Source organism: Bacillus sp. mrc49 (genome assembly GCF_002803435.1).
On record NZ_PHNG01000787.1, the window covers coordinates 1 to 12,021 of the forward strand.

Consider the following 12,021-nt stretch of genomic DNA (forward strand, 5'->3'; position numbering starts at 1 on the left):
AAACGAATGCCATGACCCATTAAGCGTTTTCAGATGGATGAATGCCACCCGCCCCTCAGAACGGGGCTGATCGCCGCTCATCGCCTTCCTTACTTCCTCCCCAATCAAATGAGACATCTGCAACAGACCTGAGCGCGACGCTGCGGCATCCCGCCCGATCCCGCCATTTCCCAGGAGCTGCTTTTTGATGCCCCACATTTCCTTTCGGTCACGCCCGGCCATGAGCTGCCTCAGGTCGGCACATTGGGAGCAGCCGGGTATGCCCGCTCGCACCAGCGGGCCGACCACACCTTCTCCAAACGATACGAACCCTCTCAGCCAAGGGATGTTTTGTGACCTTGCCAGCTCTTCCGCCTTCAAATGGACGGCGGGATCCCAGGCATCCTGCAGCACCAGGAGCAAAGCGGTGTCCTTAGGAATTCCTGCCGTGAAATCGGATAGGCGATGGACCTGGTATGTGCCGGATAAGTCCCGATGAACCTGGTCGGCCAATACGCCTTCCCCGACAACCGATACGTCAGTTTTCACCCTGATTCCCCCTCTCGCAAAAACACCCCGAACACCCCTGCCAGTTCTTCTTGCAAAACAGTTTCCGTTTCCACTTCGAAAACGAAGAGCCGCTTGCCGCCCTGTTCCACTGCCTGCATCGCGGAGCGTACCAATTCGGAACTCGCTGTCCCTTCACATGCAGGAATCACAAGGTCCTCTGCTGCGCGTTCTGCCGGATGCTCGGATGATGCAGCGAAATCTGAAGCGGTAAGGCAAATGGTTTGATTTTGGACCTTCATGATGGCCTTTTTCAACGCCTCACGCAATCCGAGCGTGACATTCAAACCGACAGCTCCCGACCAGCCATCGCTCGTTCCTACCCATACTGCTGGAAAACCGGACACATCACTGCCAAGGCCGATGATCGGTTCACCTTGCAGACGGGTCAGTGCTTGTAAATAATACGTGCAGCGCTCGTCATCCACCTCAGTCAGCTTCACCGAAACAAGAGCCTCCTCGTTGAACTTCCGGTTCCCGAACTCCTCATCCAAACAGTTTTGCAATCCCCTGCATACACATTCAGCAAATGTTTCCCCTGCTCCGACTCCGATCGGTCCCTTCATGCCATCCAAACCAGACAGGGGAGGAAGGGCCGCAACATGCTGGCTGAGCGTTCGTGATACATAGGCCTCTATTCCTGAAAGCCCGGTCTCCCGCCTCGCTTCCTCATGTGTCAGTTCACAACGGATGATATCAGGCAAAAGCAGTGCCGGACCGACGGACAGCGGGTCGGCAACCTGAACGCGGCACTGGGCCAGCGGAAGCTGTTTGAGGTCTCCCTCTTCCCAGCTATGGAAAATCCCCGATTGCTTGGATGTCAATCTGCCAAAAAGCATGAACATTTGACCTGGCTTCCCCCGGCTAGACGCTTGCCCGAGGCGTTTTTCGAAATCCTTTACCCATTTAGCGCCCCCGTGTCCCGTCACTCCAGGATGGGGCAGGAACGGATGCCAGCTCCCCTCCAAAGTTTCCATATCCAACAGATAGAATTGATGATCTTGCTCTGCTGCCGTGACACCTGTGGCTTCTTTAAACCACTCGAAAACCATGACATTTGCAAGCATCGCACCTGCCGTCGAGGAATACGAAGCGGATGCTTGATCCCCGTCCAGCACCGTTTGATGTAAACGGCGCCAAGCTGCCTCCCAGCAGCCCTTGGATTGTGGGCTGACAAGCGGACCTGCCAAGCCCATTTGATTGAGGACCACAGCCGGAAATAGTACCTTTCCCGCCTGCCTGCAAACCGAATGGAGTTCCCTCAATTCCTCAATATCGCCCTCTTGTGATACATATAATACCGAATCGAATGGCTGGATGACCTCCTGCCAGCCCTTGCTTGCATCCTTACCTCGTACAACCTCCTCTATCGCCACTTCTTCATCGATGCTGCGCGCATGGGCTACGATTTCCTTTAATCGCTCCCGATTGGTTTGTACCGTGTCCGTGATGAGCACGTGGAATTTGGGCAGACCGGATTCCATCAGCGAGGACACCAAGGAAAGGAACAGCGGTCCAGAGCCGATCGCCAGTGCCTTTCCCTTTCGATAAGCTTCAAAACGGCTAGCGCCACAGTCACCGAAACTTTCGAGGAACTCGATTTGGGAGGCATGGTTTTTTAGAACCTGATCGCTCAATTGATGAGGACTGTCCTGACTTACATCCCGAACAAATCCATTCCTGTACAAAACCTCGGCAATTTCCATAACGCGGCTCCTGTATGGTCCAGGCAATCCATCCGTCAACTCACCTAACGTATGATCGCCGTTAAACATCGGCAGCAGCATTTCGATCCACTTGACGACCGCGCTTCCCTCCATAGTGAACGAACTTATATTATTCCTGAAATATACACCTCTATTTGGTTCAGGGAAAAAAAACGTGTCCCTTTTCACTTTCAATCGCATGGAAGGGCTCACATTCACCATTTTGCACCTCCTGACCCGAAGCTTTTCTAAGCTCTGCTTCTATCACTTCACTTTCATCCTATGTATAACAATTTGTCTCTTATGTCTAAACCAAAAGAAAAGTCCCTGCAACATCTCTGCAGGGACACCTCCTCATTTTATCAACGACCGCCGCAGCGGCCTCCGCCTCCGCATCCGCCGCAACGACCGCCACACCCGCCGCAACGTCCACCGCATCCGCCACAACGTCCGCCGCACCCGCCGCAGCCAAAGCAGCCAAAGCACAAGAAACAACCAAAGCAGCCAACACCTATAAGACGGGAATCCTCCATGGAATACTGTGGTTGATTTTGTTCCCATGGAACCGGCTGGGTTACTTGAAAATCGTCAACATTCAGCATTTGAAGTTGATTTTGAAACTCGTTCATTTATATAACCTCCATATAGTCATTAATAAGGTAGTGCTTCGTTACAGAAAAAATCACGATGTAATAGGCTGGGAATCCGAACCACGTCAAGTACTCCCTCCAACAAAATATGTAAGGGGAGTTGGTATTGTCACTGATAAAAAAGCCTATTTTCGCCGTACGGCCGGTTCCCGGAGCCAAGCTAAAAAAACCAGAAGGCTGGAATCCCCCTGGTTTTCATGCTGAATTTCAATAATGAAGTCTACAGCTTAGTTCTGAAGTTGTTCAAACCGCTTCCAGTTTACCGCTTTTTCCAGCACGATCGATATTATGACACCCATGATGAGCCCATTCGTTAAAAACGGCTGCAAAAGCGATGGAATATTCGCGAACGCTCCGGGAAGTACGTTCATCAAGCTCACGCCAATCAATACTGGTACGGCAAGCCTGAAAATCGTATCCGAAGTGAAATACTCCCCCTTGACACTGTTGAAGGCCGTGCCGAACAATTGAAGGTACGCAACGAACAACACTGCATTCCCAACGGTAATCGGCATCGTTGCCAGGAAAGAAATAAAAGGAGGGATCAGTCCAATTATGGTCAACAGCACGCCCCCCAGTAAAAAGGGTTTCCGCTCATAAATTTGAGTGCTTTGCAGAAATCCGATGGAGGAGGTGAAAGGCGTATATGGAACAAGGCCTAGCAATGGCGATAAAATGGTGAACCCGCCTGTCATGAATATGGATTTGCGATATTGGTTATTCGATGCTTCCTCCCCCAATAGCTCGGATGCAGCCTGGATCGAAGCGAAGGTATTACATAAATTCAGGAAGCCGGCAAAAAAGGCGATCGCTATGATGCCGAATTCCAGGTTCGGCGTACCCAACGGGAATAATGAAAAAGAAGCACTTGCCGACCCCGATCCGGTCCCCGTAGATGGAAAGAGCAACGCATAAAAAATCCACCCGACGATGATACCGATCAAAATCGAGAAATTACTAATGGTCCTTGGGCCTTTAATCTTCAATATACTTACTAATAAGACAATCCCCACTGAAAGGAAACTGACCGGAATGTTAATTTCCCCAGCATCCGTAATTCCCAACATCCCTTTAAAGAAGACGAAGATGAGCTGGAAGGTCAGGAGAAAAAGGTAAACGGTCATGACCATTGGAGTGAAAATCTTCTGGACGTAACTAATCAGGTTGAAGGCCGAAATGATCATGGTCACGACACCTGCCGCAAGGAGGCCAGTCGCTATTCCCCCACCTATCTCCACATAACTGAGGCCGATCGATGGCGCAGATAACCCGAGGTTCAGCATCACTCCCCACAATAGTCCGGAATGCCCCTCCATGATAGGGTATTTATGACCCTTCCACCCTTGAATCACACAGGCGATCCCCGTGAAAACGAGCGAGCTCCTCATCGTCATTTCCGTAACATCGGTGGGAAGATCAAAAGCTGCCCCGATCGATATCGGCACGACCACCGTATTGGCAAAAATAAAAAATAACCATTGAAAAGAAGAAAATAGAGTCACGGAAGAACCCCAACTTTTCATTGCTTCCATCTCCTTTGAACATGATACTTTTCTAGCTTATGGCTAATACATGGATCCTCCCCGGAAAGGAAGCCGACGGGAATGCCCATGCTGATAAACGTGAATGCCGAATGATAGTGCACATGCAGAAAATATTGGAACGGTGCGTGAAAAATGCAAGCTCCGGTTCCGACTTTTTGCAGAATGGTGGCTATCGCCTAGCTCCTTTAGTTTGGAATATAAAGAGCGTTGCCCGGTAAAATCATCTTCCATTTTATTTCGTTTACAGCATATAGGACAATTACGGACAAAACTGATTAACCAATAAAGCAAAAAGAAATTCCTTTCCAAGCATATAACACAAGTACGTAAAAGTACACGAGATTGAAACGAATGGCAAGCGAAGCCCGTCATGTGTTCCAGACACAAAACGAAAAAGGAAATCCGGAAATATCCAGAAATCCTTTTTCGGGTTAGCCCTTCACGTCGATGGGCAGTTTTTGTTTACTAAGTGAACCGGAAACGATACTTCCATTGTACATGACCGCTCTTCGCTCAGACCTTCTGGCAACTGCTTCGGCAGAACAGCTGGCGTCAACCAGCACCAGGCTTGCCGCATCCCCAACCTTAGGCCATACCTGGTTCCCTTGTTCATCAAGCGGCGTTTTTCCGCCCGTTATGTACCTCAATGTTTGAGCGAGGGAAACTTCATCCACCCATTTGAAACGCTCGGCCAGCCTGCCAGCTCTCTCCAGGATGTCACCATTCCCCAGCGGTGACCATACATCGAAGATATTATCATTCCCTACAGCAACCTCAACGCCTCTTTCATGCAATACATCCACTGGCGGCATTTGTCTATTGATAGGCACGCTTGTGACTATGGAAACTCCGGCATCCCTCAGAATGTCGGCCAGGTCATAAGCTTCTGCTTTGGATACGTCGCCGATGCCGAATGCGTGGCTGATGGCTACCCTGCCCTCCCAGCCTGCTTGCTTGGTTAAAGCGGCCAAACGCTTCATGGTGAACGTACCAAGGTGACCGGGATCATGTAAATGCAGGTCAACATCGGCATTCGCTTCCACTGCCAGCTCCATCATTTGCACAAGTGATGCTTCAATATCAAGATCGATCGTTGCCGGATCGACCGCCCCCACGATTCCTGCTCCATTTCGCAAAGCCTCCCTGACAAGCTTGACGGAATTCGATCGCAGCAATCCGTGCTGGGCAAATGCCACGATTTCCGAGCTGAGTCGGTTGGAATAGGTTCCCAAAGCCTGTTGCACTTGCTCCAGGTTTTGCAAGCCAACTTCCGGATAAATATCGACATGAGTCCGGACATGCGCCGAGCCAGAAGCTAAAAGCACTTCCAATAATGACTCAGCACGCTTCCGTGTGCTTGTCGCAATGGTCGGAAGCACTTTTTTCTCATTTTCAAAGCGCTCAATGACACCGGACGAAGGGGTACACGCTCTCCATACATCCCCCATCAAAGTCTTATCAAGATGTACGTGCTTTTCAATGAATGAAGGCAGCACAAGCAACCCTTTTGCATCCTCGACAGGCACATCACCCGGAATCGGCTCTCCATCCTTGACAATTCTCGAGATCCTTCCATCCTCGATCAGCAGATGAAATAGGCCGGTAATGGTCCCCGTCACTCTTCCATCCTCTTTTTGAAAACCGCGTTCCAACCGTGCATTCTTCAACCAAAAGATATGATCCATCCCTCTCATCCCTTCTTAACATTCAATTCTACGCCAAGGCCGTTTCCCTGTTCAATCCACCGTAAATCAGACTCCCACTGGAAATGACCGCTGCCCTTCTTGATCTTCTTGCCACTGCCTCGGCAGAGCATGATGCCTCCACCAGTACCATACTTGCCGCATCCCCAATCTTCGGCCATAGACGGTTTCCTTCACGGTCCAGTGTCCTGATGCCTCCTGTTATGAATTGGAGCGATTGAGACAATGCATACTCATCCTTCCACTTGTATCTCTCGGCCAACCGGCCCGCCTTTTCCAGCATATCGCCTGTACCGAATGGAGACCATGAGTCATAAAACCCATCACAGCCAAGAGCTACGTGAACACCTTTTTCATGCAATACATCGATTCGCGGCATGACCCGGTTAATCGGAACCGTAGACATGATGGAAATCCCCAGGCTAGCTAATTCCTCCGCCATTCCGGCGGATTCTTCAACGGAAACATCACCGAGTGCAAAGGCATGGCTGATGGCCGCCCTGTTTTTCCATCCCGCTTCATCGATCAAGGAGGCCAGTTTCTTGATCGTATAAAACCCAAGATGTCCCGGATCATGCAGATGGATATCAATATCCGCATCAAACTCAACAGCTAGGTTCATCATTTCATAAAGGGAGGCTTCAATATTCTGATCGATTCCGCCAGGATCCAAGCCGCCCACTATCGAAGCCCCCTCTTTCATCGCTTGCCTCATCAATTCGTTCGAATTCGTCCGGAGCAGCCCATGCTGGGGGAAAGCCACGATTTCATGGGTCATTTTGCCTTTGAAGCAATCTAACGCTTTCTGAATTTCTTCCAAGTTCTTCAAACCAATGTACGGATCGATATTCACATGAGTTCTGACGTGTGTCGCGCCGCCCTGCAGCAAAAGCTGAAGCATTTGTTCCGCACGATGCTGCCCGGTCCGTGCCAATTCAGCCAGCTCCGCCGCTTCCAATTTCAATCGTTCCGTTAAATTCGGCACCGGGGTGCATGATTTCCATGGGAGTCCTAAATAGGTTTTATCAAGATGATTATGCATCTCTTTAAAAGGGGGAAGGGCAAGCAGCTTTGTGGCATCTTGTACGGGCAGATCCGTCATCAAAGGCAAGCCTTCGGCCACTTGCATTTCTTCGATCACCCCATCCTTTATCCGGATGTTGTATAATGCGGTTTCCGTTCCTTCCAGTCTTCCATCCTCATAAACATATCCGCTATCAAGCGTAACATTGGTAAGCCAGTATGCTTTATACATTACATCACTCTCTTTAATAGAAGATTAAACACCTGTCGTCGCAAAAGCTGAAATCGACCCGCTTACGACATTGCCCCTGAAGATGACAGCGGCCCGCTTCGCCCTCCTAGCCACCGCTTCTGCCGAACAGCTTGCTTTTAGCAGGACGATGTTCGCCTCATCGCCAACATTCGGCCATGTCCTGACTCCTTCTTGGTTCAATGGCGTCCTTCCGCCTGTTATGTGCTGCAGGCTGCTTGCCAAGGAACGTTCTTCAATCATGCGGAACCTCTCGGCAAGGCGACCTGCTTTTTCAAGATTGTCACCGATTCCGAATGGAGTCCAATGATCCGTGATGCTGTCATTGCCAAGTTCGACTTTCACTCCTTTTTCACGGAGCAGCGGGATCGGGATCGTTCTGAAGATAGGCACAGTGGAGGTAATCGAGATGTCCAATTCCGAAAACCTTTCGGCTATACTCGTTGCCTCCGAAACCGAAAGATCTGCTAACCCGCTGGCGTGACTCACCGTCACCCTTCCCTGCCAACCTGCGTCTTCCGTCATGGAAGCGAGCCGCTGCATCGTAAACAGCCCAAGCTGATCCTGATCATGAAGATGGACATCGATATCCGAATTCGACTCAACCGCAATATCCATGATCGTTTCAAGTGATCGCTCGATGTTTTCATCAATGGTGGCGGGATCGACACCGCCTACCAGGTTTGCCCCATTTTTCATGGCCTCCCTTATCAGCCCTACGGAATTCGAACGTAAAAGGCCATGCTGGGGGAAGGCGACGATTTCATACGTCAATTTATCTTTATATCCTTCCAAAGCCTGAACGGTGGCCTCTAAATTTTTCAGGCCAATTACGGGGTCTATATTACAATGCGTGCGTATATGCGTAGATCCGAAACCCAATAATAAATCGAGCATTTTTTCCGCTCTTGCCTTGGCGGTAGGCAACAGCTGAGGAAGTAACGCCTGCTCTTCTTCTATCCTTGTTTTCACCCCGTTTATGGCAGGCATACAAGCCTTCCATGGCCCGCCGTAGTACGTTTTATCAATATGGATATGCATTTCCTTAAACGAAGGAACCATCAGCAGGCCCCCTGCATCATGCTGCGGGTCTTGATCTGGTAAAGATTCCTTAGCCGATAAAATCGCGGATATTTTCCCATTCTCAATCTTAATGTGATGATTCCCGGTTTCCGTACCGGTGATCACTTCATTTTCATTATACGTGAAGCCTTTTTCCAACCGAACATTCGTCAACCAATACGATCGTGACATTGAACTCACCCTTCCACTACAGATTGAACATGCGTCCCTTTCATTATAGCTCTCCTGCAAATCGAATAATTTCAGAATTTTTACTCATTTTTATGTTATTTTTACATATTGCATAAATTGCCCCAAGTTTGGATGGATTGGCTTGGACCGTTCCTTTCCACTACAGGCGCTCCCTTTCCGCTGGGCCACTTTATTCGCGAATTTATCGACTTTACTCGCCAAATTAGACTGAGCACCGAATTTGAGGCGGGTGCTCATAAAAATTGCGCTTTTCTCATGCTTTTTGTACCGTTTCTCGCCAGCTACATGTGGACAATCGGGATTGCCTCTTTGTCATCATGCAATGTGGCATGAAACGATCAATGTCCAAATCCACCTATATGGCAGACTGTCTGAATTTTTCTTTCGTTTTCATCCAGAGTGCCGTGGAGAGTCACATCACAGTACTCAAGTTAAAACAAAAAGGCTTCTGAAGAAATCTCAGAAACCTTTTCATCAGCAAACTGAGCCCGCCTTTATTGGAGCGGACCCATTGCTTTCATCACTTTATCGTTACTTCATTAATTTCGAGATAGCCTGAAGGGCTGATCGAGAAGCCTTTTACATCCTTCGCGACCGCAGCTACGTTTTCAATGACCCTTACCGGAATATATGGGGTATCCGCCATTTCGATTTCCTGGGCCTCGGCGTATAATTCCTTGCGCTTTTGTTCTTCTTTTTCTTTCCTTGCCGCATCTATCAAATCGTCAACCTTTTGATTGCTGTAAAAGAACGTATTGCCGGCCGCTCCCTGGGAATTCGTATGAAATAGATTGTATTGATTATAATCGGCATCACCTGTCGCGTTTCTCCAGCTGATGATGAACATTTCGGATTGCCCTTTATTCACTTGTTCCACGAACGACCCGTACTCCATGACCTGTACCTTCAAGTGGATTCCGATTCCTTTTAGTTGCGATTGCAGGACCTCGGCCAAGTTGACTCTTTCTTTACTATCCATTGTAAGGATGGTGGCGTCCAAGCCTTTTGAATATCCGGCTTCGGCCATCAGCTTTTTGGCTTCTTTGAGATTATAATCATAGGCTTCCAAACTTGCATTATACCCAAATACTTTAGAGCCCATCAACGAGTTCGCCTTTACTCCGACATTATTAAAGACGCCTTTAATGATCGAATCCATTTCAATGGCATGGGCAATCGCTTTACGGACCCGGACATCATTGAATGGTTCATTCTTGACATTGAACCCTAAATATTCGGTACCATATCCCTCGCTGCGGTAAACATCCATTGCCGCTGAGGATTCCACTTGATCCATGACCGCTATCGGAAGAGGCTCCGCTATCTGTGCTTCACCGGTTTCAATCATCGATATCCGCGTCGAATCTTCAGGGACGACCTTGAAAATGACCTTGTCCACCTTTGGCTCATTTCCCCAATAGTCTTTGTTCTTCACCAAGGTGATTTCCTGTCCCGGGGACCATGAATCAAATACGAAAGGACCTGTGCCGTTCGGTTCCTGGATAATTTTCTTGCCATACTTCTCGATCGTTTTCGGGCTGATGATTCCCCCTTCGTGATTCGCCAAGATTGAAAGCAGCGGGGAAAATGGCTCCTTAAGTATGAATTGCACGGTATATTCATCAACCGCCTTCACTTCTTTCACCATTTCAAATACGACCGCTCTGGGAGAGGCAACCGCCGGATCCAATAATCGATTGAACGTCTTTTTTACTGCATCTGCATTGAATGGTGTACCATCATGAAACGTTACATCTTCCCTTAGCTTGAATTCCCAAGTGGTGTCATCTTTTTGCTTCCACGATTTTGCGAGCATAGGCTGTATCTCGCCATTTTTATCCCGCTGCACCAGTCCTTCATAGATCTTATGGTGCGTGACACTGGCAGCATTAATCGTGGACATGAACTGCTGATCCAGATTTTCAGCATCCGATAAACGGGCAATGACCAATGTCCCCCCTTCCTTTGATGCGACGCTCGAATCATTTGCCGTTTCGCTTACGCCATTGTTAGAAGAACAGCCTGTAATGATCAATCCGATGAACATGACTAGAATAAGCCTTCCTATGCCAAGATTACCTGCCATGGACCATGACCTCCCAATTTCTTTTTTTGTACATTTATCTAATTATAGGAAATATTCTGACTATTTATCGTGAAAATATTTCCTATATTTTGCACTTTCTTTACTTCTTTTCTCTCACTATTCCTGATTGGGGACCAACTGATTCTACCATCTTAAATGAGGGCTTAAATAGCTGTTGCTCAGGATGTTTCTGATAATCCCTCTCCATATATCCGCTTCTCATCCTATTGAAATATTTTTGCGCCTTATTATTCATCTCTTTCAAATCAAGGCCGGGGATCATTTGATCTTTCATGACGATCTTCCCATTGATGATGGATAAGGTAACGTCCTTCCCGGTGCCGCTTATAAACATGGTTCGGATGGGGTCATCGATGACACCCATATGGTAGCTGTCCAGGCTGACCGCAATGATATCGGCCTTTGCCCCTGGTGCAATCCGGCCTAAATCATCCCTGCCAAGAAAAGCGGCTCCACCAAGAGTCGCGGACCGAAACAAGTCGGCATACGCGGAGCCTTCCACTTCACTTTCCGCCATTCGTGAAAGCATGCTGCCTACCCTTACGTTCTGGAACATATCTGGAGGGAATGTATCCGTTCCAAGGGCTATATTGATTTCTGCCCTTTTATATTCAGCGAAGGATTCCAGCGCCTCGCCATGCCTGCCGATGATCAGCGGGCAATGAATCACCGTTGTCTTCGTTTCCTTGAGAAGCGCCAAGTCATCACTCTGGCCATATTTCGCTCGGCTGTATCCTGAAATATAATGGGCGTGAGGAATACCCGTTCTTGGACCGAGGAAACCAAGATCGTACAAGTATTGAATCGGTGTCACGTGATGAGCTTCCCATATCGTCTCGAATTCAAAACTCCCCTGGGCAGCATGAAGCTTGATCGGTACACCCAATTTATCGCTATAGTATTTTGTCTGATTTAAACTATTTGCTGTTTGGCACTCTACACGTTCTGGGGCAAGCATCCCTCTTATCAGGCCATCATAGGCTCCATCGAACGTTTCGACAAACTCGACCGCCCTTCGTAATCCAGCTTCACCGGCCTTTTCATCCCAGTGCAGTTTTACCTTGCCGTTAGGCTGGACGACCCTGATCCCGGATTGGAAGCTTGGCCCCAAGTAAATCCTTAGCCCCAATCCAGCTGCATGTTCTGCCGCAGCTGCCAACTCCTCATAGGTTTCGGCCCAGCTTTTATAAAAAACGGAGGTAATCGGCATCGCCGTC

The 12,021-nt window shown here is 48.7% G+C and carries 9 protein-coding genes; all 9 read right to left on the reverse strand.

The genetic code is table 11. The annotated features are described in order from the left end of the window. On the reverse strand, positions 1–528 hold a 528-nt coding region (locus CVN76_RS24850; RefSeq protein WP_157805793.1), incomplete at its 3' end, for a TOMM precursor leader peptide-binding protein. After that, positions 525–2,474 (reverse strand): putative thiazole-containing bacteriocin maturation protein, encoded by a 1,950-nt coding sequence (locus tag CVN76_RS24855; RefSeq protein WP_100533453.1) that lies wholly within the window; start codon positions 2,472–2,474, stop codon positions 525–527. The genes CVN76_RS24855 and CVN76_RS24850, both read right to left, overlap by 4 nt. A 140-nt stretch (positions 2,475–2,614) precedes the next feature. Beyond that, on the reverse strand, positions 2,615–2,881 hold the full coding sequence (locus CVN76_RS24860) for a heterocycloanthracin/sonorensin family bacteriocin (protein ID WP_100533454.1): 267 nt from the start codon (positions 2,879–2,881) through the stop codon (positions 2,615–2,617). Positions 2,882–3,129: 248 nt separating this feature from the next. Beyond that, positions 3,130–4,425 carry a uracil/xanthine transporter gene (locus CVN76_RS24865; protein ID WP_100533455.1) on the reverse strand — a complete coding sequence of 432 codons (1,296 nt, stop codon included), beginning with the start codon at positions 4,423–4,425 and terminating at the stop codon, positions 3,130–3,132. A gap of 452 nt (positions 4,426–4,877) precedes the next feature. After that, a complete protein-coding gene (locus CVN76_RS24870; RefSeq protein ID WP_100533456.1) occupies positions 4,878–6,131 on the reverse strand; it encodes an amidohydrolase in 1,254 nt (417 codons plus the stop codon). A gap of 28 nt (positions 6,132–6,159) precedes the next feature. After that, complete coding sequence (locus CVN76_RS24875) at positions 6,160–7,404, reverse strand: amidohydrolase (protein ID WP_100533457.1); 1,245 nt, start codon at positions 7,402–7,404, stop codon at positions 6,160–6,162. 24 nt (positions 7,405–7,428) lie between these two features. After that, on the reverse strand, positions 7,429–8,676 hold the full coding sequence (locus tag CVN76_RS24880; protein WP_100533458.1) for an amidohydrolase family protein: 1,248 nt from the start codon (positions 8,674–8,676) through the stop codon (positions 7,429–7,431). A gap of 541 nt (positions 8,677–9,217) precedes the next feature. Then, positions 9,218–10,783, reverse strand: a complete 1,566-nt coding sequence (locus tag CVN76_RS24885; protein WP_061140869.1) for a glutathione ABC transporter substrate-binding protein — start codon at positions 10,781–10,783, stop codon at positions 9,218–9,220. A 100-nt stretch (positions 10,784–10,883) separates the two neighbouring features. After that, positions 10,884–12,021: chlorohydrolase family protein (locus CVN76_RS24890; protein WP_100533459.1), on the reverse strand; the 1,138-nt coding region annotated here is incomplete at its 5' end.